This is a genomic window from Sediminibacillus massiliensis, from assembly GCF_900156915.1.
In the GTDB taxonomy this organism is placed as follows: Bacteria; Bacillota; Bacilli; order Bacillales; family Amphibacillaceae; genus Sediminibacillus_A; species Sediminibacillus_A massiliensis.
In genome coordinates, this window is record NZ_LT732535.1 from 2,244,119 (window position 1) to 2,264,979 (window position 20,861).

Here is a 20,861-nt window from a genome sequence, read left to right on the forward strand (position 1 = left end):
CAAACCAGTCCACCGCCATGCTGGCATTATGGATCGGTTCGATGTATCTCATCGTAAACCGTAAACCACACTGGATCGCCACCATCCCGGCCATCTTCATGACCGCGGTGACGATCACTTATATTCTTAATGCCGAAATCGGTTTCGGCCTGTCGAGGCAGGCATCGGTTACCGGCGGTGTAGCAGCGACGATTGTAGTGATTATCCTGTTCGCCATGAAGGCGAAGAGTAACTTGGCAGTGCCGCTGGTTTCCGATGTGGAAGTGGATGATGAGAAAACTGCATAGTAGTTTGGGCTGCCGAGGGTATCGGCAGCTTTTTTTGTTGGTGCAGCGGTGCGTGGAGGTGTTGGTGCGTGAGGGGGTGGGCCTGGGCCGGTTCGGGGAGATTATCTCGGCTTTTGGGGAGATTATAGCAGGAGACGGGGAGATTAATGACTTAGTTGGGGAGAATATGACTGAAATCGGGGAAATTAACAGGGGTTTGGAACGTTTAGTTGGCTCTTGGGGAAATTAACTAGTATTTTTACAGCAAAGGCACACCAATTTATTACTGCAAGCAGCACTCGGACGGTGCGTGGGCTGGTTGGGGAGATTTTTTGCACTTTCCGGGCGATTATCTCAACTGTCGGGGAGATTAGCTTCGTAATCGGGGAGAATACCGGCAAAAACGGGGAAATTAACAGGGGTTTGGAACGTTTAGTTGGCTCTTGGGGAAATTAACTAGTATTTTTACAGCAAAGGCACACCAATTTATTACTGCAAGCAGCACTCGGACGGTGCGTGGGCTGGTTGGGGAGATTTTTTGCACTTTCCGGGCGATTACCTCAACTGTCGGGGAGATTAGCTTCGTAATCGGGGAGAATACCTGCAAAAATGGGGAGATTAACAGGGGTTTGGAACGTTTATGGGGTCTTCGGGGAAATCCCCCTCCCCCCTAATGGCACAGCCAAGGCTCCCCAACACATGACTCGCTCTTCTCAAAACTACCTTCAACCCAGAAATCTATCATCTTTTTCAACTTAATTCACTTATAAAACGCTTGAAATTAAGCTCTGACTTGATTAACCTGGTCTTGTATGATAAAAATATAACAGTATGTACTTTACATAAAAGGAGTTTTTAAAATGAATAAAACAGATTTAATCAATGCAGTTACAGAACGCGCTGAATTGTCTAAAAAAGATTCTACAAAAGTGGTAGACTCTGTTCTTGAAACTATTACAGAATCTCTTTCCAATGGTGAGGGTGTACAATTGATCGGTTTCGGTAACTTCGAAGTACGCGAACGTTCAGCTCGTAAAGGACGCAACCCGCAAACAGGCGAAGAAATGGAAATCCCTGCAAGTAAAGTTCCTGCATTCAAACCAGGAAAAGCGTTGAAAGACGCAGTAAAATAAGTAATCATGGAGAGCCAGCACTGAAATAGTGTTGGCTCTTTTCTTTCCTTCCGGTAACTCAATATAGCTTCGGAAACCTGCCGCCAGCCAGTGGCTTCCCTTGTTGCAAGGATAGATCATCGACCGTGATATGGGGCTTTCCATTGAATGTCGTTCCATCCGGCATGTAAATGATCGCAAGCACTCTACGGGGTTTATCGGTCTGGTTGGCAAAGGCTGCATGGAAGGTCAATCCATCATGGAATGTACAGCTGCCTGCTTTCATCGGCACCGTTACCGCTTGAGACTTATCAAATCTAGCACCGTTATTCTCGGCTTCTTCAAAAATATCATGGCCGCCAACCAGGCTGACTGCTTTCAGTTTGTTCAATTGATGCGTCTTTGGCATAAACTGCATACAGCCGTTTTTTTCATCGACATCGTCCAGTGTCAGCCAAATGGAAAGAGCACCCGGCTTCTTCATCGGCCAATATGGAAAGTCTTGATGCCACGGGGTTTCTTTCGAATCATGAGGCATTTTCAACAGCGCATGGTCGTGGAACAACCGCACTCCCTTGTTGCCGATCAATTGATCAGCCATGCCGGCCAGCCGTTCAGAAAGCACGAAGCGCGCCATGCCACCATGGTCCCGCCACGTGTTGACCCTCTGGTTAAGCACTTTGTAATAAGCAGCTTTGTCCTCACTTGTCTGGATTGATTTTCCCCCATGATTGTTCATCACTTCCTCCATGCATGTTCGCAGCTCTTCTAATTCCTCCCTATTTAGTACATTATCGATTTGCACAAAGCCGTTTTCCTTGTAACTTGATACTTGCTCATCTGTTAGATTGATCCTGGAATCACGAAACAATACCATCCTCTCCTTTACTAGTGTATTTATGGAAAAGTTTAAAGGATCAGGTTTCAAAAAACTTGGAACATCTGCCAAGACTATAAGTCGATTTGCCAACTGTTTAGAAAACGCTTACAAAATAGTATAATGTTAGTAAAAATTTCAGATGGAGGAAAGAATGAAAAATCGGCGTGTATTTCATGGCGAACAGTTTTTCCAAAAATCGTTGTTCCCTTTTCATATGGACCGGTTTGTCATTGAGAAAACCGTTAATGTCGCCACCCATACACATGACTTTTTCGAGTTGGTGTATGTTCTTCAANCCTCAACTGTCGGGGAGATTAGCTTCGTAATCGGGGAGAATACCTGCAAAAATGGGGAGATTAACAGGGGTTTGGAACGTTTATGGGGTCTTCGGGGAAATCCCCCTCCCCCCTAATGGCACAGCCAAGGCTCCCCAACACATGACTCGCTCTTCTCAAAACTACCTTCAACCCAGAAATCTATCATCTTTTTCAACTTAATTCACTTATAAAACGCTTGAAATTAAGCTCTGACTTGATTAACCTGGTCTTGTATGATAAAAATATAACAGTATGTACTTTACATAAAAGGAGTTTTTAAAATGAATAAAACAGATTTAATCAATGCAGTTACAGAACGCGCTGAATTGTCTAAAAAAGATTCTACAAAAGTGGTAGACTCTGTTCTTGAAACTATTACAGAATCTCTTTCCAATGGTGAGGGTGTACAATTGATCGGTTTCGGTAACTTCGAAGTACGCGAACGTTCAGCTCGTAAAGGACGCAACCCGCAAACAGGCGAAGAAATGGAAATCCCTGCAAGTAAAGTTCCTGCATTCAAACCAGGAAAAGCGTTGAAAGACGCAGTAAAATAAGTAATCATGGAGAGCCAGCACTGAAATAGTGTTGGCTCTTTTCTTTCCTTCCGGTAACTCAATATAGCTTCGGAAACCTGCCGCCAGCCAGTGGCTTCCCTTGTTGCAAGGATAGATCATCGACCGTGATATGGGGCTTTCCATTGAATGTCGTTCCATCCGGCATGTAAATGATCGCAAGCACTCTACGGGGTTTATCGGTCTGGTTGGCAAAGGCTGCATGGAAGGTCAATCCATCATGGAATGTACAGCTGCCTGCTTTCATCGGCACCGTTACCGCTTGAGACTTATCAAATCTAGCACCGTTATTCTCGGCTTCTTCAAAAATATCATGGCCGCCAACCAGGCTGACTGCTTTCAGTTTGTTCAATTGATGCGTCTTTGGCATAAACTGCATACAGCCGTTTTTTTCATCGACATCGTCCAGTGTCAGCCAAATGGAAAGAGCACCCGGCTTCTTCATCGGCCAATATGGAAAGTCTTGATGCCACGGGGTTTCTTTCGAATCATGAGGCATTTTCAACAGCGCATGGTCGTGGAACAACCGCACTCCCTTGTTGCCGATCAATTGATCAGCCATGCCGGCCAGCCGTTCAGAAAGCACGAAGCGCGCCATGCCACCATGGTCCCGCCACGTGTTGACCCTCTGGTTAAGCACTTTGTAATAAGCAGCTTTGTCCTCACTTGTCTGGATTGATTTTCCCCCATGATTGTTCATCACTTCCTCCATGCATGTTCGCAGCTCTTCTAATTCCTCCCTATTTAGTACATTATCGATTTGCACAAAGCCGTTTTCCTTGTAACTTGATACTTGCTCATCTGTTAGATTGATCCTGGAATCACGAAACAATACCATCCTCTCCTTTACTAGTGTATTTATGGAAAAGTTTAAAGGATCAGGTTTCAAAAAACTTGGAACATCTGCCAAGACTATAAGTCGATTTGCCAACTGTTTAGAAAACGCTTACAAAATAGTATAATGTTAGTAAAAATTTCAGATGGAGGAAAGAATGAAAAATCGGCGTGTATTTCATGGCGAACAGTTTTTCCAAAAATCGTTGTTCCCTTTTCATATGGACCGGTTTGTCATTGAGAAAACCGTTAATGTCGCCACCCATACACATGACTTTTTCGAGTTGGTGTATGTTCTTCAAGGTGACGCTGTCCATCAGATTGAGGAGCAAATTTACCAATTGGAACCAGGCAATGTCTTTTTCCTTGAGCCTGATGTCTCTCATCAGTACTCTGCTTCGCATAGACAGAACACGGTGGTCTACAATGTCTTGTTTAGTAAAGAATTCATCCATGAGGAATTATCCCTGCTGAATTCACGGCCATACCTCAACAACTTTTTTTACCTGATCCCCTTTTTACGGAAAAGTTCTGCCAATGCTCCTTATCTGCCGCTTGTCTCTGCCCAGCAACAGCAAATCAAACACCAGCTAGATACAATTTATGAGGAATATCAAACACAAGAAGACGGGTTCCAGATCATTATCAAGACAAGGATGATTGAAACGCTCATCCTTTTGAGCCGCTATTACGCGGAAGCGCAGTGGCAGCAAACTGCACGGTGGAGTGATGAACAAGTGATTGATTCGATTTCCCTGTTTTTAAAAGAGCACCGCAACCAGCCGGTTTCTCTTGTTCAGCTAAGCCAGATTTTCGGCATGAGTGTCTCTTCCCTGACAGCCAAATTCAAGCAGCATACCGGCCGGACTTTGATCGATTACAAGCATTCCCTGCAGATTGAACAAGCCTGCAGCACACTTCGCGGCAATCAAGATAAAAAAATATCAGCAGTAGCCCTCGATTGCGGCTTCAATGATCTCAGCCATTTCAACCGTGTCTTCAAAAAGCATACCGGAACAACCCCGAAGAAATACCGTTCGAATTAGACTATCGATCACGTCGCTCCAACTGATAGAACTTCAAAAAAAGACTGTCTGAATGGTAGCATTGATACCATTCAGACAGTCTTTTCGCACTTATTTTTTATAAAAGCTGACCCATGGATAAGTGAATGATTAAATGATATTCGCTTAACCTTTTTCACGGCCATCTGCCAGCTTCTGGATCGTCACGTTCCATTCATGCCCGCTGCCGATATTATGGGCGTTGGCAAAAGAGCCTTGGTTGATGGCAATTCCTAAGTTATCAAGTGAATTGACATATACAAGTGGTTCGCCGACAAGGCTGTCTGCGAAGGAGCGCCCGAATATCATCAGGTTTTTGAACAACTTGCGTGTCTGCCCTTTTTCAATCGTCACTTCCAGTTTATCGCCATATTCGATTCCAGCTTCTTTAATGAGGGTACGCGGGATGTTCGTCCAAAGGTTGCCAAACCGGACATCCAGAATCTCGATGATACCTGAGACCTTTTCTTCTCCACTAGTAGGTTCTGATAATGGCAGGGTCTCTAGGGAAGTGACCGGTACCTCTGGCCCTATTTCCTCAAAGGAAATAACGCCCGAAGCAAGTCTCGCCCCTGTATAGGCATATATATCACGGCCGTGAAAAGTATAGGACTCCCCTGAGTTCGGAAGCCTGTTTACCGTTTCATCAATAATCCGCACCTCTTTGATGCCCTTGAAATGGGTAACATGGGTCAATGTCCCGTTATCAGGAGTGATGATAAACTTGTCATCATTTGTCCTTACCGCGATGCTTCTCCGTTCTGAACCTACCCCTGGATCAACTACCGAAACAAAAACGGTCTGTTCCGGCCAGTAAGAGATGGTCTGCAGAAGACGGTAAGACCCCTCCCATATATTGAAAGGCGGAATATCATGGGTGATGTCATAAATGCGGAGCGATGGGTCCACCGTGTTGGCCACCCCGTACATAGCACTTACGGCTCCATCGCTGATACCGAAATCTGATTGCAGAACCAAAGGATTGATCATTGTATCCTCCCTTTCTTCTCACCATTCCATGGTTAAAAGAATTATAACATGCTTCCGATTAGGACGGGAAAAATTCTTAGCTGGCTCATTCTATAATGTAAAGTTTCTGTTAATTCAATTTTTTATTTACATTTTTATAGTATGATGAGAGAACTGAAAGTTGGAGGTGAGCAAAAAACTCGTCATTTTGATCTATATACTTAAGCATTTAGAACAAAGGAGTGTTATTAAGTTGTTAACGAAGACACTAAACAGAAAAATATTATCCATCATGTTTTTAGTTGCCATTATACCTATCATTGCTGTATCTTCAGCTAATCTACTTATTAATAATAAAGGTTATTCGGAGTTAACTTATGCTCAACAGAAGACAATTGAAGATTCCGTTACAAGTCAGTTTAATAATGCTTCACAAGAACTTTTAAGAATTTCCAATACATATGCTTCAGATGAAACACTCATAGAGGCTTTTAAATCAGGGGACCCGCAAGAAATGGCTGAAGTTACAGAAAAACTTTTTAAAAGACTTCAGACAGAACATCATTTTGAGATTTTTGAATTTGGAGATGTAAATGGAAAGGTATTGTTCAGAGCTCATAATCCTTCCAAATACGGTGACGATAAAAGCGAGAAACCGGCAATCCAGTCAGCATTAAATGGAGAAAAGATTGCTGGTTTTTCGTTTGGCACATCTGGTTTAAATATCCGGGCCTTCCTACCTATTAAATCGAATGGAGAGATAATTGGAACGCTACAAACAGGAATTGATGATACCTTTCTACAGAGCATCAAAAATAGTTTTCAAGGTGTTTCAATTAACTTGTATAACGACAAAGGTGAAGCCTTAATTACCACAGAAACTGATAACAGGGAAAGTATTTCAGGAAAAGAGCTTGATGCAGTTCTGACAGGCAAAACAGTAACAGACGAACAAAACGGTTTTTTACATACATATATACCGATGCTTGAGCCTACACAATCAGAGACAATTGGCTTAATTCAACTTAAACAGGATATATCCAGCATTAATAGTTTAATAGATGAAAATAAATGGATCACTTTAACTATTATGGGTTTAACATTAGTTCTTGTTGTATCGATATCTATCTTTTTCAGTAGAACCATTTCCTCTCCACTCACGCGAGTAGCAGATGAAATGAATCAAATCGCAAATGGCAACTTACAAGGTACACCAATTGATTACAAAGGGAGAGATGAAATAAAACAGTTAGCGGATTCGATAAATTCCATGAAAGATAAATTAAAGGAAACTATCCAGAATGTATTGAGTGCGGCTGTAGATGTTTCCACCCATAGTAATGAATTAACGCAATCTGCAAATGAAGTAAGACAAGGAAGTGAACAAATTGCTTCTACAATGCAGGAATTATCATCGGGTACCGAAGTCCAGGCTGCCAATTCCACTAATTTATACACAGTGATGGAGGATTTCACAGTCAGAATGCAGCAAATCAATGATAACGGGAATGAAATTGATAACCGCTCAACCGAAGTGTTAAAAATGATTAATGCGGGCAGTGAATTAATGCAAAGATCCGTTTCACAAATGCACATGATCGATCAAACAGTGAAAGAATCTATTAGAAAAGTTCAAAGTTTGGAAAAGCAATCTCAAGAAATATCCAAACTTATATTGGTTATCAAAGATATAGCAGAACAGACTAACTTACTATCGCTCAATGCAGCAATTGAGGCTGCCAGAGCAAAAGAACACGGTAGTGGTTTTTCTGTTGTCGCAGATGAGGTCCGTAAACTGGCGGAAAAAGTTTCAGATTCTGTTCAGGATATCACCCAAATTGTGACTAACGTTCAGGCAGAAACGGGTAGTATGGTAGAGACGCTTACCCATGGATATAACGAGGTCAAAGAAGGAACTAAGCAAATGGAAGCTACGGGTTCCAACTTTACAACCATGAATGACGCCTTAAATGAAATGGCAGAAAAAATAAAAAAAATATCTAACAGCCTGGAGGATATCACCAAAAACAGCGATAAAATGAAGATAACAATTGAAGAAGTTACTGCCGTCACCGAAGAATCGGCAGCGGGTGTAGAACAAACGGCAGCTTCAGCTCAGCAATCAAGCAGTTCCATGGAGGAAATTGCACGAAATGCAAATGGACTAACTGAATTAGCAGAAAATCTGACAGGCCAGGTAAGAAGATTTAAGTTATAAAAGCGCCGAGGGGCACATTTACTCAATAACTCGTCATTTTTTGTGGCGAGTTTTTTTATCTATCAATAGAATACTTTAATAAGGCGTACAAGATTCCTATTTATAAGTAGTAGTATTGTTACATACATTCAATTTCTTTCACAATTCTCTATTGCAAATTGCCTAAATAGGGATATAGTTCGACTTTTCATGACATCTTCTTTGAAGTTTCTTTACAAATAGATTACAAGACTATTATTTTGTAGAATCCATGCTATAGTAGACGCAGTTAACAATTTAGGAAGTTTTTTCTATTACATACAGGGAGTGGAGAAAGAAGAAAATGAGAAAGACTAAAAAGGCAATACTATCTGTCGCTGCATCTGTCGCTATCGCATCTGCTTTTACAACAAACGTGGAAGCTGCCTCTTATACAGTTAAATCAGGGGACACCCTTTGGGGAATTTCGCAAAAATACAGTACATCAGTATCTAGCTTACAATCTATCAACAATATTTCAGGCCACTTAATCTATCCAGGACAAACTATACAAACTGATAATAACAGCTCACAATCCAGCACATCATCATCTACTACATCTACATCATCTAATTCTACTACTTATAAAGTAAAATCAGGCGATACCCTATGGCACATCGGACGTGCACACGGCGTATCTGTATCCCAATTAAAAAGTTGGAACGGTTTATCAAGTGATCTAATTCTTGTCGGACAAGTTCTTAACATTAACGGATCATCTTCCAGCTCTAGCTCAAGCTCAAGTTCAAGCTCTGCACCAAGCAAAGAAGTTAAATCTTCAACTGTTTCCAGCGGAAGTGCCGTTGTCAACGAAGCGAAAAAACATGTAGGTACTCCATATGCATGGGGTGGTACAACACCAAGCGGTTTTGACTGCTCTGGATTCATCTATTATGTATTGAATCATTCTGGCAGCAACGTATCCCGTACAAATGCCGCTGGATATTACAATCAATCTACAAAGTTGAGCAGCCCACAACCAGGAGACTTGGTTTTCTTCAAAAATACCTATAAAGCTGGTATTTCTCACATGGGTATTTATGCAGGAAATAACCAATTCGTACATGCCGGCTCAAGAGGCGTAGAAGTTGCAAGCCTAAGCAGCAACTACTGGAGCAGCCACTTCGCTGGATATGGACGTTTATAATTGAATTTTGAAGAACAGATCGGAATAGGGGGTTCCGGTCTGTTTTTTTATGTCTCGAACCCTGTGTGGGCTGCCCTGTGTTCCTCATTTAAAGGGAATAAGAGTCGGAATTACTCTATGTATACCCGCTTTGTGGATAGGTAAACATCTTTTTTATAAAAAATTTTCCATTTCCCTAAAAACTTCTGGACAAAATTTGTCGACTATTGTAGACTTTCTAAGTTGTATGTTGTCGAAAAGTTGACAATCCAATTTGAAGGGGGAAACAAATGGAAAAGACACCTGTTTCCAGTGGTAAAAAATATTTCTATGAAATGAATTTCATCCGTGCCATCGCTTGTTTGTGTGTTGTGATGGTTCACATAACAGCAAGTCATTATACACTTAATGGGTCAAGCTTTAACTGGGCAACCCTCTCTTTAAATCAACTCGCTAGATTTGGGACTCCTGCTTTTGCTATATTGAGTGGTTTCCTGCTTTATAACCAAGCCATTAACAGGGGGTTCACCTTAAAAAGGTTTATTAGTTCACGTTTTACAAAAATTGTCGTTCCTTTCATCATTTGGAGTTTTGTTTATTTATTTGTCCGTTCTTATTCCTTTCCCTGGACAGAAAATGGAGTAAGTACTAAAGATTTTTTATATTCTTTCTTAGTCGGTGACAGCTATTATCATCTATATTTCATCATTGTAGTTGTACAGTTTTATATCTTATTTCCTATTTTGCAATTAGCTAAGTCGAAAAAGAGTTTAATTACTCTCACTTTAATTGCATTTTTCCTTAACTACTTTTTTATGGAGCAGCCTTTCGAAATAGGCAGCGGCTTGATAAACAGTTTCTTTAAAGACAGAGCCTCTATCTTTTACTGGTTATTTTATTTCGTATTCGGAGGATTGATGGTTCACTTCTGGTCACCACTAGTATTGTGGATCAAAAAGAATGCGACATTCAGTGTGATGCTCGGCGTGATTGTAACAATCTTTACAATATATGAATACAGCACGTTTGGTTTTTACTCATCAACCAGGATAACAAATATGTTCAATCTGCCTATTTTATTCGTATCTGGCACAGGGCTTTATTTCTTGATGGAACGATGGGGAAAATTAAGGAGCTATATTGTACAGTTAGGAAATCTTTCCATGGGCGTCTATCTTGTCCATCCACTGATTATATATATAATCAGGGATCTGGCACCAGTGTTGCTCGATCGAACAAGATGGATTCCACTAACATTTGCTATCACACTTGTTACTTCTATTATAGTAGTAAAGATTATTCATAAATTGCCGTTTGGCCAATATATCGTCACGGTAGCAGCTGCCAAGAAAAAGCCAAAAGCAGCAAACAAAGAAGAAAAAGTGGAAAGAAGTCTCACAGCTTAAAGCCCATTCCCTACTAGGGAGTGGGTTTTCTTTTACTTTAGTACTTCCTTTTTACATGCATGTTATTCACCATTTTTGGAACTCTATATGTACAGGAGGTGTCAGTTGATGGCTCAGGACGTGCTATGCGAGGTTAAGAACTGTGTACATTGGGCAGAAGGAAATAAGTGTTCTGCAGATGCGATTTATGTAGTAAGTCACGCTGGTAAAGATGCATCAGACCAAAAAGAAACAGACTGCCAAACATTTGAGCCGCAACACTAGGGGCATCTTCTTGAAAGGGACCCGCCTCTCCCCTCTCTCAAGGCGGGTCCTGATTCATCCCCATTAACCTTTCTTCATGAAAATCTTCCTGTTATATCATCGCTCTTTTAGGGTATAAATTCTTTATATTTATTTCCCCTGATTGCTGACTGCATTTTCGGGTAAATAACTGTAGGTGGACAATTTAGCTTTAAAGGAGTACCCGCTATGATTCAAGTAATGGCTATTACAGAAGACAATCAAAAACTCACCGATATCCCTATCAAAGAAGTCGACTTTTCCAAGCATCAATGGTGGTGGCTCGATTTTAGCGAGCCGACAGAGGAGGAAGTCAAAGAGCTCGATGTGACACTTAACTTCCACCCGCTTGCCATCGAAGACTGCATTCACAGCCTGCAGAGACCCAAGCTGGATTATTATGATAATTTTTCTTTTTATGTCACCCACTCCCTGAATGCAGAAACATTCGAGCAACGTGAAATCGACTTTTTTCTCGGCGATAACTTTGTGGTGACCTTCCACAAAATTAAATCGAAGGAAATTTCCCAAGTATGGGAAAGACTTTTAAAAGTAGAGAATTTGGAAGGCTGGGATGAGTATCGCGTCTTTTATGAAATCCTTGATAAGGTCGTCGATAATTTCTTCCCGATTTTATACAGTTTGGAAGATGCCATAAATGAAGTCGAGGAAAATCCGGACGAAAAACCGATGGATGTTTTGCTGGACAACCTGTTCGATTTACGGCATGACTTACTCCGGATGCGGCATACCATCAATCCGATCCGTGATTTGTTTTACAGGATGTTGAGCTCCCACCATCTTGAGGGCATCAGAGAGCGGCGCGAGTACTTTGCTGATATTTATGACCATTTGATTAAACTCTCTGAAATGGTCGCATCCAACCGGGAAGTCACAAATGACATCCGGGACAACTTTATTTCTTTGAACTCCTACCAGCAAAATAAAGTTATTCAAGTGTTGACGGTGATCACTTCCATCTTCGCACCATTAACTTTTATCGCCGGAATTTATGGAATGAACTTCGTCAACATGCCGGAATTGGAAACGGAAAATGGCTACTTTGTCGTCCTGATCATCATGGCACTGATGACAGCTGCGATGATTTTCTGGTTCAAGCGAAAAGGCTGGTTCGGGTGAACCGAAAAAACGAGCATGCAATTGCACGCTCGTTTTTTTATGAAATAAACGGGTAAATCCACGGCAGGATGATGGATGTAAAAATTGCTGCCAGACTCATTGCGATACTTGAGACCCCTCCCTGGATCGAGCCTTCGTTGACTATTTCGCTCGTTCCGATTCCATGGGAAACAGTGCCGATTGCCAAGCCACGCGAAACTGGGTCTGAAATTCTGCATATGGTAAGGATGGAAGGTCCGAAAGCAGCCCCGAAAATGCCTGCTGTGATGACGAACACAGCGGCAAGCGATGGATCCCCGCCAATGATCCTTACCGTATCGACAGCAACTGGGGTCGTAATTGCCTTTACTGCTGCAGCAGCTTGGATTTCATCTGACAGGTGGAACAGTTTGGCTATCAAGACAGCAGACACAATCGTCGAAATACTGCCTGCCACCAATCCTGCCCCTATGTTCCGCAAATTCTCCTTGATCAGCACCCTGTTTTTGTACATGGGTACTGCCAAAGCAACCGTTGCCGGACCAAGCATATAAGTCATCCATGCCTTCGCATGTTCATATTGACTGTAATTGACATCCATCAAAAGCAGAATGGCAATTACCGCAACTGTCGCTGTTAAAATCGGGGTCGTAAACGGGGAATGGATTCGTGCAGCCAGCTTTTTGGCGCCCATATAGACAAGGACAGTCATCAGGATGTTAAAGAGAGTTAGACCGCTCATAGCGAGGCTCCTCCTCTTTCTTCGTCATAGCCTGCGACAAACCAGAGCTTACCAACAGACCAATCAGCGTGCTTAAAATAATCATCCCAATCAACTGGAAGCCACTAGCCTTGATAAGCCCCGCGTAACTCATCAAACCAACCGCATAAGGCAAGAAGAAAAAGGCAAGGTGATTGTTCAGAAAAACCACCGCTTTTTCTATGTATGATAGTTTGATAATTTTGCTGGATAAACAAATATATAAGAAAATAATGCCCAACACGCTCGCCGGAATCGGTAAGTGAAGGAGTGTGACAGCATAATCGGAAATAATGTATATAAGCCAGATAACAAACAGCTGGGCTAAAAATAGAATGGTATTCTTCATGTTTTCACGTCCTTCCTTTCTGTGTTATTTATATTAATTTTATAACTCGATATGAAAAAGCTAAAGGGAAAAGAACGGGATACTTGAGCACGAAAGAATACAGTGCCACATCCAAAAACCCCACACAAAAGAGCAGCCTTACCTTCAGGCTGCTCTCTCTATCAATATTCTGCTATCGCGCGTTTGGCCAGCATGGAGATCACGGAGTCATCCATCGGCGGGTTGTGAAGCCCGGCCCGGACGTCACGGTAGTACTGCTGTAATGGATTGTTTTTGCCTAAGCTTCTGGCCCCGACAATTCTCATCGCAATATCCACGATGTTGTTGGCACTGTTTGTGGCGATATGCTTTACGGCGGCCAGTTCTGGTCCGAGTTCTGCGCGTTTTTCTGGCTCTTCCACCCATTTTGCAGCTACACCGTACAGTACCTGTCTTGCTTTGAATAATTCCAGTTCCATTTCACCGATTTTGCGTTGGACTTCCGGCACCTCTTTGATCGGACCCGGCAAGCTGTTCGGCTTATACTCGCTCGCAAACTTCACGGCATAGTTCCGGGCTGCAATGGCAATGCCCAGGTAACAGGCTGGTATATGCAGAAGCCATGCTTTCGGGAAACGATAGTCGGCCTGGTCTCCCTCTTCCTCTACAAAGGCATCTTCGTCCAGAACCACTTCATTCAGCACCAAGTCATCGCTCCTTGTTCCGCGCATGGAGATGGTATTCCATGTCGCTTCGACTCCGACACCATCCAAATTGTGGTCGGCAAGGAAGACGCCCTTTTTGTCTGTATCACCTATTCTGGCGGTCACCAAAGAATAGTCCAGGGCAACGGCCATTGAGGTAAAGGACTTGCGGCCGTTCAAAATCCAGTTGCTTCCGTCTTCTACTGCTGTTGTCTGCGGCATACCACCTCTGGTTGGACTGCCTGTTGCTGGTTCTGTTGCGGCCCGGTTGATCAGTGCTTTTTCTTGGACGACTTTTTTGCAGAGTCGTTCAAATGCTGTGGGATCCCAGCTTTTGTTTTCCGCGATTTCCAGGATGCTTCCCAAGTGCCAGCCGATCGACAAGGCTGTTGCGCCGTCACCTTGTGCCAAGCGTTCCTGTGCCAATAGGAAGTCATATAGATTGGCGCCTTGTCCTCCCTGTTCTTTCGGAACGGTCAATGCAAGGTAATCTGCTTCTTTCAGTTCTTCAAAATTTTCAAATGGAAACAGCCCTTCTTCATCGTTCCGGGCTGTTCTTTCAGAAAATCCATCGGCAAGCCTGCCGATTTTCTCTACTAATGCTTGTTGGCACTCATTTTTCGTAAAGCTGTTACTCAAACCTGTTCACCTTTCTTTCTCGTACTTTTAGGATCTGTTAGCTTTCTCCCGCGAACCTTTTTTTCTTTAAAATTTGAGGTGCGAAACAACTTTCAGTGTGACTTCCTTCCATCCTTTTCGAATTGAGTGGTAGTCCAGCGCTGCGGAAAAATACTCCCTTTCCGGGGGCAGCACCTCAGCCTCCTCGCGAGCAAAATGCACTCACTGCGGGGTCTTCGGAAGCTGCTCTTCCCCCAGGAGTGTCGCATTTTCCCTCCGCTTTGGATAGATATCTGTTCAAGTGATAAGTGATCCTAAAGTATGTGTAACTCGGGGGATTTCCAACCAAAAATCAGAAAGCCCCTAACAGCGGAGGCAGAACACGTAGACTCCTGTGGGAACAGCAAAGATCTTCGATGGGGTGAGTAATCGCAGTCCCAAAGGGAGCAAGGAAGCTTATTCATGTAGTTCCCTGGCTGAGGCCGTGCCCGCGGAAAGCGAAGTGTTCTGCCGCAGAGGTCGTGTAGCTCTCTCGACTAATTCAGGATGGGACAGTTATGTGCAGTTTATGTTTTTGTGTAATACTCCACAATTAGACTCACTACTATCACTGCACATTTTTAACCAAAACTTCTTCATTCTTTTCAGCACGGGAGGTAGTCAATCCAACCACTGCCATGACGACAAAGCCTGCGAGTGATGCGAAGAACATGGCCAGGTAGATATTGGCGATGATGTTCTGGCTGGTGAATAGGACATACAAGGCAGTGCCTGTAATGACTGCTGCGATTGCGCCGTAGCCGTTGGCCTTTTTCCAGAAGTAGCCGAGCACAATCGGCGCCAGGATACCGCTGATGATAGCCGAGAAGCTGAATTGGATCAAAATCGATAACGATTCCGGACGGTCCAGAGAAATGTAGAACGTCAACAAACCAACAAACACAAGAGAACCTTTGGCTACTTTTACCGCTCTCCTGTCCAATTCGTACTCTGACAGTTTATTTTTCGATAACAATGGTGCTACTACTTTGTATAAGTCATTTCCGATACTGGATGTTACACCCAAGTACAAGCTGTCTGTACTGGAAAGAATCGCAGAGATAATCCCGACGATCATGATAGCTGCTATGACTGACGGGAATGCATCCAGGATATAAACAGGGATTGCTGCATCGGCGCTGCTTAGTGATGGCGCGATCACACGTGCTGCCAAACCGCCGATGACCATCAACGTCGAAATCAAAAATAGTACGAGTCCTGCAGAAAGAGTGAACGGCCTTAACTGTTCTTCTGTTTCTAGAGACAAAACTTTATTCAATAAATGCGGCATTAATACGAAGCTGAACAACAGGAATTGCACGGCCATGATTGCCAGTACACTGTTATATGGGCCGCCGTTCGATAATGGTGCTGTCAGGCTTGGATCGATGGCATTAAGTTCGCTTGTCAGCTTTCCGAATACGTTGAATCCGCCACCGACTGTCCAAAGCAATGAAATAAGAATAAGTACAGATGTGATGGCCATCAAAATCCCTTGGATGCCGTCACTGACGATTTGGGCGAATGCACCGCCGAGGCCGATATACAAAATCGTGATCGCCACACCGATAAAGATACCCCAGAAGTATGGAATTCCGATTACCGTTTCAAAAATGGTCGCCAATCCGACGTTTTGGCCGACAATGTAATAAACATTGAACAAAATCAAAAAGGTGACGATGACTTGCAGCAACTTACTGTTGTATCTTTTGCCAAGCCATTCGGGAAGAGTCGATACTCCGCCGAACTTTTTACCGTATCTCCAAAACGTTTTGGCAAACAACAACAAACCTACCCATGAAACGCCGAAACACCCGAGCGTGTACCAAAGCACCGCTGTTCCGTATTCATACGCAAGGCCGGGAACGCCGATGAACAGGTTGGCACTTGCGTATGTTGCCGCAAAACTTGCGCCGACGAGCCATGGGCTGACATTGCCGCGGGCAGTCGCAAAGCCTTTCATCGACTTACTGAACTTGCTTCCTTTTTTACCGATGTATGAGACAAATACAAAATAAGCGGCCAATAGACCGATGATTGTCCATAGTAAGCCTCCAGAAATGGATTCCATCAGCTATTCCCCTCCTTCGCTTCTTTTGCATAGACTTTATTCCAAATGAGCAATCCGCCTGTCCAAAAGGCAGCGATAGCAATAAAATAAGTTAAAAACATGTGTCAAATCTCCTTCGTCAGTTATATTGAATCGATGGAACTTCATCCAGGATGGCTGGATTGCTTAATGTCGAGACATCCCCTAGCGGTTCTCCCAAGTATTTGGTCCGGAGCAATCTCCGTGCCACTTTCCCGCTTTGTGTTTTTGGAAGTCCGGAAATCGGGATGATTTCCTGGGGCTTCAATGCTTTCCCAAGCTTTGCCTGGGCCTGGAGTGAAAGTTCTTTGATGGTTGCTTCTTCTTTTAATGTTACAAATACAACGGCAACTTGGCCTTTAATTTTATGAGGTACCCCGATGGCTGCAGCTTCGGCTACGGAATCATGTGACAGAAGGGCTGCTTCTATTTCCGATGGACCGATTCGTTTTCCGGCGATTTTCAGCGTGTCGTCCGACCTGCCAAGGATATACCAGTATCCATCTTTGTCCCTTCCGACCAGATCGCCGTGTGTCCAGATGTTTTCCCATTGGGACCAGTATGTTTTTACATAGCGTTCGTCATCCTGCCAGAATGACTTGGTCATACCGACAAAGGCTTTCCATAAGGTCATGTCACCGATCACGCCGTTTGTTGCTTCCTTGCCGTCTGGTCCCACGATTTTCGCTTCCATGCCTGGAATCGGGCCATGAAATCCACATGGCTTCAACGGCATTGTCGGGTAGCAGCCGATAATGCCGCCAGACACCTCGGTTCCGCCGGAATAGTTGATGATCGGACAGCGACCCTTGCCGACCTCGTTCAGGAACCACTGCCAAGGCTTCTCGCTCCACGCTTCCCCTGTCGAACCAAGGATGCGGAGTGACGATACTGCTTCCTCCCTGATTTCGATATCTTTACTTGTCATCAAGGACCTAATCACTGTCGGGGCCACACCGAAGATGGAAATCCGGTGTTTTTCAATCAAATTCCACAACCTGTTGCATGTCGGATAGTCCGGGCTGCCTTCATAAAAGACGATAGTCGACCCGTGTACCGCTGCTCCTAAGAACAACCATGGCCCCATCATCCAACCGAAGTCTGTCAGCCAGAAAATTCGGTCATTTTGTTTTACATCAAAACAGAAGTACATGTCGATCGCACTCTTGATCGGAAAGCCGGCATGGGTGTGAACGGTCCCTTTCGGTTTGCCGGTTGTTCCGGATGTGTAAATAATCATGAGCGGGTCATCGACATCCAGCACCTCTGTCGGTACCTGTGCATCATATTTCAACAAATCATGGAACCAGACATCTTGCGAATCATTCCAGTTGATCTGCTGTTTCGTGTGTTCGACGACGATTACATGTTTGACGGTCGGTGATTGGTGTGCCGCTTCATCCGCCGTATGTTTGACTTCGATTTGCTTCCCTCTCCGGCTGAAACCATCGGCGGTGATCAATGCTTTCGCCCCGCTGTCATTCAACCTTGTCGAAATGGCATCAGCGGCATATCCGGAAAACATCGGAATAACGACAGCCCCGATTTTGGCGCAGGCGAAGAACGCAATTTGCACCTCGGCAATCGGCGGCAAGTAGATGCCCACGCGGTCACCTTTGTCAATGCCAAGCTCTTTCAACCCCGCTGCAAAAGCAGTAACTTTGTCGTTCAGTTCGGAATAGGTCAGTTCGACTGTTTCCCCGTTCTCGGCTTCCCAGATCAACGCCGGATGGCTGCCTTTTCCATTTTCGATATGCTGTTCGATTGTATAATGGAGAACATTGGTTTTCGCCCCCTCGAACCATTTGGTCCAAGCGATGCCATCGTCCTGATTGGCTAAGTTCGTATATTTTTCATACCATCTGACGTTTAATTCTTCCAACACGGCTGGATAGAACCAGTCGGGATTTTTCAGTGATTTGGCATGCAAGCTGTCATAATTGAGGAGTCCGTGTTTCGATAGGAAAGCGGTGATGTTCGCATCCTCGATCTGTTTTGTGTTCGGACGCCATTCTATTCGATAATCGTCCAATCGATTGTTTTGTGTCATCTTTTTACCACCTTTCCGGTACCTCAATTAATACAGCCATTCCTTGGCCGCCGCCTCCGCACAGGGAGGCGATTCCTTTTCCGCCGCCGCGACGTCTCAATTCATGGGCTAATGTCAGGACGAGCCGGAAGCCTGTGCCCCCGAGCGGATGGCCGATGGCAATTGCTCCGCCATTGACATTGACCCGGTCATAGCCGATGCCGAGTTCGTTGCAGCTGGCGATTGCTACACTGGCAAATGCTTCATTTATTTCAAAAAGATCGATATCCGAGAGCGACAAGCCCGTTTTTTCCAACACTTTCCGGATAGCTGCCGCCGGTTTTGTATGAAGGCTTGTATCCGGTCCTGCGACATCCGCCCAGCCAAGGATTCTTGCCAACGGCGTTTTGCCAAGCTGATGTGCTCTTTCCTCGGTGGAAACGATGCCGACGCTTGCTCCGTCTGTCATTTGCGAAGCATTTCCCGCTGTAATGGTCCCGTCTTTGGTAAAAGCCGGGCGAAGGCTGTTCAGTTTCTCGATGGTAGAACCGTGCCGGATCCCTTCGTCCTCAACGATTAGTTGCTTGCCGTTGCTGATCGGAACGATTTCCGGCTTCAGGCGTTCCTCTTTTTGAGCAACTGAAGCACGCTGCTGGGATAATAGTGCGTATTCATCCTGCTCTTGTCTATCAATCTCGAAGTCTTTGTTTTTTGCATCTGTCAGCACGCCCATCGATTCATCCGCGATAGAACACCATAGTCCGTCATGAATCAGCGTATCGGTGAATTCGATCGGTCCGAGAGAAAGTTCTTTCCGGACAGGGGCTGTGTGCGGAGCATTTGTCATAGAATCGAACCCGCCTGTTATGTACAAGTCCCCTTCTCCAAAGTGGATCCGCCTTACCGCGTCAGATATGGATGCAAGTCCGGCAAGGCAGACATTGTTCAAGGTGATTGCCGGTGTCGACAAGTCAACTCCAGCATCTATGGCCACTCTTCTAGCCGGATTCTGTCCCTGTCCTGCCTGAATCACCTGGGCGAGGAGCACTCCATCAGCCTGCTTTGCTTCCGGTACGCGGTTGATCAATTCTTTGACCGCTTCTGCTCCTAATTGTTTTGCATCCAAATTGGATAAGCTTCCTTTCCATTTCCCGAACGGAGTTCTGATACCTTCTAAAATTACCGGATTCATGCGGGTTCCTGCCTTTCTGTCAGTCGTATTCTTTGTATTTCCATTTATCTTCCGGGAGGTCCAAGTCTGCTCCGGAAAACCGTTGTTCTTTAAACGGGTCACCGTAATTATGGAAACCGTTTTGTTCCCAGTAACCGGGTCTGTCTTCTGTTATAAATTCAAAGCCTCTGATCCATTTCACGCTCTTCCAAAAGTAAAGATGCGGGACAACCAGCCGCAACGGATAGCCATGTTTTTCCGTCAACGGCTTTCCGTTATAGGAGTGTGCGAGCAGCACATCGGCTTTTAGCAACTCTTCCAATGGAAGGTTCGTCTGATAATCGATATCGCCGTGGATAACGACATGCTTTGCTGCAGGATTTATCTCGAGTTCTTTCAAAAATTCTTTGAGATAAACACCTTCAAACTCGTTATCAAACTTCGACCATCTCGTCACACAATGAATGTCGCAAACCACTTTGTGCTGGGGCAATGCCAGGACGTCTTCGAAAGTGAAGACTTTTTGCCTGTTCACTTCTCCGAAGAACCGTAAATCCCAATCGGCCAGACTCTCATAAGCCGGTGTTTCTCCTACGGTTAAAATCGGAAATCTTTCGGTCAGCACCTGGCCAGGCGGGAGCCTGTCACCATATGTCGAATCCCTCGGCGGGACTTTTGATTTTTTCAGCCGTTCTGCTTTATTCATGGCTACGCTCCTATATTCCGGAATTAAAAAAAGCCTCTTTCATTAAGAAAGAGGCTGGAGTATTCTACGTTCCGACCTCTCATCTTTCAGGTATACATATACCTGTTGGAAGTAGCACCGTTCCCTCGGGTGGGGTGGTTGCCGGGCGTCATAGGGCCAAATCCCTCAGCCTACTCGTGATAAGAGTTTTATATTATTTAATTTTCTAATTATTTGATTGTTTAATACTTTAAC

Annotated in this window: 19 protein-coding genes, 1 pseudogene and 1 riboswitch; of the genes and pseudogenes, 10 read left to right on the top strand and 10 right to left on the bottom strand. The window is 44.3% G+C overall.

The genetic code is table 11. The annotated features are described in order from the left end of the window. From CZ434_RS12000 to CZ434_RS12010, 3 genes and pseudogenes are all read left to right on the top strand, one after another. Window positions 1–287 (top strand): annotated as a pseudogene (locus CZ434_RS12000) (carbon starvation CstA 5TM domain-containing protein); the annotation flags it as partial. A 64-nt stretch (window positions 288–351) separates the two neighbouring features. After that, window positions 352–516, top strand: coding sequence for a hypothetical protein (locus CZ434_RS22180; RefSeq protein WP_179107257.1), 165 nt, complete (start codon window positions 352–354; stop codon window positions 514–516). A 610-nt stretch (window positions 517–1,126) separates the two neighbouring features. Continuing rightward, window positions 1,127–1,399 (top strand): HU family DNA-binding protein, encoded by a 273-nt coding sequence (locus CZ434_RS12010; RefSeq protein ID WP_077623362.1) that lies wholly within the window; start codon window positions 1,127–1,129, stop codon window positions 1,397–1,399. Window positions 1,400–1,457: 58 nt separating this feature from the next. Here CZ434_RS12010 and CZ434_RS12015 read toward each other — a convergent pair whose 3' ends face one another. Further along, window positions 1,458–2,249 (bottom strand): phytanoyl-CoA dioxygenase family protein, encoded by a 792-nt coding sequence (locus tag CZ434_RS12015; RefSeq protein ID WP_179107258.1) that lies wholly within the window; start codon window positions 2,247–2,249, stop codon window positions 1,458–1,460. Window positions 2,250–2,856: 607 nt separating this feature from the next. On the opposite strand from CZ434_RS12015, the gene CZ434_RS12025 reads away from it, so the two are divergent. Further along, on the top strand, window positions 2,857–3,129 hold the full coding sequence (locus tag CZ434_RS12025; protein WP_077623362.1) for an HU family DNA-binding protein: 273 nt from the start codon (window positions 2,857–2,859) through the stop codon (window positions 3,127–3,129). A 58-nt stretch (window positions 3,130–3,187) separates the two neighbouring features. Here CZ434_RS12025 and CZ434_RS12030 read toward each other — a convergent pair whose 3' ends face one another. Further along, window positions 3,188–3,979 (bottom strand): phytanoyl-CoA dioxygenase family protein, encoded by a 792-nt coding sequence (locus tag CZ434_RS12030; RefSeq protein WP_179107258.1) that lies wholly within the window; start codon window positions 3,977–3,979, stop codon window positions 3,188–3,190. Between the two features lie 160 nt (window positions 3,980–4,139). On the opposite strand from CZ434_RS12030, the gene CZ434_RS12035 reads away from it, so the two are divergent. Continuing rightward, window positions 4,140–5,027, top strand: a complete 888-nt coding sequence (locus tag CZ434_RS12035; protein WP_179107259.1) for an AraC family transcriptional regulator — start codon at window positions 4,140–4,142, stop codon at window positions 5,025–5,027. 144 nt (window positions 5,028–5,171) lie between these two features. Here CZ434_RS12035 and CZ434_RS12040 read toward each other — a convergent pair whose 3' ends face one another. Further along, window positions 5,172–6,035 carry an SAM hydrolase/SAM-dependent halogenase family protein gene (locus CZ434_RS12040; protein WP_077623366.1) on the bottom strand — a complete coding sequence of 288 codons (864 nt, stop codon included), beginning with the start codon at window positions 6,033–6,035 and terminating at the stop codon, window positions 5,172–5,174. 271 nt (window positions 6,036–6,306) lie between these two features. Here CZ434_RS12040 and CZ434_RS12045 point away from each other — a divergent pair, with 271 nt between their 5' ends. The 5 genes from CZ434_RS12045 to corA all read left to right on the top strand — a co-directional run bounded on the left by CZ434_RS12045 (window position 6,307) and on the right by corA (window position 12,204). Next, window positions 6,307–8,232 carry a methyl-accepting chemotaxis protein gene (locus CZ434_RS12045; RefSeq protein ID WP_143262127.1) on the top strand — a complete coding sequence of 642 codons (1,926 nt, stop codon included), beginning with the start codon at window positions 6,307–6,309 and terminating at the stop codon, window positions 8,230–8,232. A 322-nt stretch (window positions 8,233–8,554) separates the two neighbouring features. After that, entirely contained in the window at window positions 8,555–9,397 is an 843-nt protein-coding gene (locus CZ434_RS12050) for a C40 family peptidase (protein WP_077623368.1), read from the top strand. A 269-nt stretch (window positions 9,398–9,666) separates the two neighbouring features. After that, a complete protein-coding gene (locus CZ434_RS12055) occupies window positions 9,667–10,782 on the top strand; it encodes an acyltransferase (protein ID WP_077623369.1) in 1,116 nt (371 codons plus the stop codon). Between the two features lie 108 nt (window positions 10,783–10,890). Further along, window positions 10,891–11,046, top strand: coding sequence for a DUF1540 domain-containing protein (locus CZ434_RS12060; RefSeq protein ID WP_077623370.1), 156 nt, complete (start codon window positions 10,891–10,893; stop codon window positions 11,044–11,046). Window positions 11,047–11,253: 207 nt separating this feature from the next. Beyond that, the gene (gene corA / locus CZ434_RS12065; protein WP_077623371.1) at window positions 11,254–12,204 is read left to right on the top strand and encodes a magnesium/cobalt transporter CorA; all 951 of its coding nucleotides are present in this window, start codon (window positions 11,254–11,256) and stop codon (window positions 12,202–12,204) included. 37 nt (window positions 12,205–12,241) lie between these two features. Here corA and CZ434_RS12070 read toward each other — a convergent pair whose 3' ends face one another. The 7 genes from CZ434_RS12070 to CZ434_RS12100 form a co-directional block, all read right to left on the bottom strand. Then, complete coding sequence (locus CZ434_RS12070) at window positions 12,242–12,925, bottom strand: LrgB family protein (RefSeq protein ID WP_077623372.1); 684 nt, start codon at window positions 12,923–12,925, stop codon at window positions 12,242–12,244. Further along, entirely contained in the window at window positions 12,903–13,292 is a 390-nt protein-coding gene (locus CZ434_RS12075) for a CidA/LrgA family protein (RefSeq protein WP_077623373.1), read from the bottom strand. The genes CZ434_RS12070 and CZ434_RS12075 overlap by 23 nt, the downstream gene beginning before the upstream one ends. Before the next feature lie 161 nt (window positions 13,293–13,453). Further along, window positions 13,454–14,614 (bottom strand): acyl-CoA dehydrogenase family protein, encoded by a 1,161-nt coding sequence (locus CZ434_RS12080; RefSeq protein WP_095742920.1) that lies wholly within the window; start codon window positions 14,612–14,614, stop codon window positions 13,454–13,456. Window positions 14,615–15,200: 586 nt separating this feature from the next. Further along, window positions 15,201–16,703 (bottom strand): sodium:solute symporter family transporter, encoded by a 1,503-nt coding sequence (locus CZ434_RS12085; protein ID WP_077623374.1) that lies wholly within the window; start codon window positions 16,701–16,703, stop codon window positions 15,201–15,203. 118 nt (window positions 16,704–16,821) lie between these two features. Beyond that, window positions 16,822–18,771: an AMP-binding protein gene (locus CZ434_RS12090; RefSeq protein ID WP_077623375.1), complete on the bottom strand. Its 1,950-nt coding sequence runs from the start codon at window positions 18,769–18,771 to the stop codon at window positions 16,822–16,824. Window positions 18,772–18,775: 4 nt separating this feature from the next. Further along, window positions 18,776–19,942 (bottom strand): acetyl-CoA C-acyltransferase, encoded by a 1,167-nt coding sequence (locus CZ434_RS12095; protein WP_077623376.1) that lies wholly within the window; start codon window positions 19,940–19,942, stop codon window positions 18,776–18,778. Between the two features lie 19 nt (window positions 19,943–19,961). Beyond that, window positions 19,962–20,627, bottom strand: a complete 666-nt coding sequence (locus tag CZ434_RS12100) for a sulfite oxidase-like oxidoreductase (RefSeq protein WP_077623377.1) — start codon at window positions 20,625–20,627, stop codon at window positions 19,962–19,964. 76 nt (window positions 20,628–20,703) lie between these two features. Continuing rightward, a riboswitch (SAM riboswitch) is annotated at window positions 20,704–20,813 on the bottom strand. Window positions 20,814–20,861 lie beyond the last annotated feature (48 nt).